This window comes from Erwinia sp. MYb416 (assembly GCF_037479575.1).
Taxonomy (GTDB): Bacteria; Pseudomonadota; Gammaproteobacteria; order Enterobacterales; family Enterobacteriaceae; genus Erwinia; species Erwinia rhapontici.
In genome coordinates this window covers 1-1169 of sequence record NZ_JBBGYT010000217.1, presented here as the reverse complement: position 1 = coordinate 1169, position 1169 = coordinate 1, and the positions used below count along the sequence as shown (strand labels likewise).

Genomic DNA, 1169 nt, shown 5'->3' with positions numbered 1-1169 from the left:
TAATAAACGCACAAAAAATTATGCTTATCACAGCTAACGAAACAGAACATATAAGTATTTTATTATTATCATTAATGAATGCCAAAAATGCCAATGTCAGGCATACGGGTGCCACCGAACTAGCAGTTAAAGCGTAACGTGCGAATCCATTTAGCATACACCACCTACTATAACTGTATAAAAACACAGTATACATGCAACTTGTGGTCATAGCGATCAGCTTCAATGCCAAGCATCATTAATAATACTTTTCATTATAGTGACGGCATTGACAAAATCAATTTATTTGATAATTGTTATTTATCATCACAATCAATAAGTTACGTTTTTTTAATCTTTTACGGCAAAAGGAGTTGCCATGGAAAGATCAAGTAGAACTAATCAAAATGAAGACAAAATTTGTCTTAATCCAAATTACTAGAATAAATCTCGGGCGCTACGCCTCAGCTGTGTAAGTGTGAGACTCAATAGCAGTGAACTCTCAAAGTTAGACAAAGAGCGTCATAAGCATGCCAAAGGCGAATGGCTTCGCATGTGCTTCATGAAAAACCAACCTGTTGTCGTTCCTGAGATCAACAGAGTGGCATGGAAAATGTTTGGTGAGATAAATCACAGGCTCAATTTGATTGTTAACCACCTAAATGCAAAGCAGTCATGTAACCCTCTAACCAAGACAGAACTGTTCGCTGTAAAGCGGCAAATCAGTGAACTTCGCTCTCGCCTCCTCACAACCGATCTTTGGAGTAGTCATTCCCATGAAGGGCATGCAGAAGATCAGAAGAGGTAAGAGCTTCGCTGGAGTTGTTCTATACGCGTTGAAACCTGGAACTCACCATAAAACTGACCCGGTGGTCATAGGGGGGAACATGCTGAGCGCTTCAGCTGTAAGCACACCCGTTTTAGTTCCACGCACTTTTTGAGATTTCCGTGTTTTCGGCCATCAATCTGTATTCTTCCGGCGTCAGGTTATTCAGGGATTCATGAGGTCGCTCACTGTTATATTCAGCCAGCCAGCGCTCTGTAATTTCCCGTGCTTCATTCAGGGTTCTGAACAGGTAAAAATCCAGTATTTCTGTCCGGTACGTCCGGTTAAACCGTTCGATAAAGGCATTCTGGGTCGGCTTACCCGGTTTGATAAAGTCCAGCATCACCCCGTGTTCTTCCGCCCA

1 protein-coding gene and 1 pseudogene are annotated in these 1169 nt (G+C 41.8%); one reads left to right on the top strand and one right to left on the bottom strand.

What is annotated here, in order from left to right:
• Positions 1 to 755: 755 nt before the first annotated feature.
• Positions 756 to 887 (top strand): annotated as a pseudogene (locus WH277_RS02005) (relaxase/mobilization nuclease domain-containing protein); the annotation flags it as partial.
• 12 nt (positions 888 to 899) lie between these two features.
• On the opposite strand, the gene WH277_RS02000 reads toward WH277_RS02005, so the two are convergent.
• A partial coding sequence (locus WH277_RS02000; RefSeq protein ID WP_339504096.1) for an integrase core domain-containing protein occupies positions 900 to 1169 on the bottom strand: 270 nt, incomplete at its 5' end.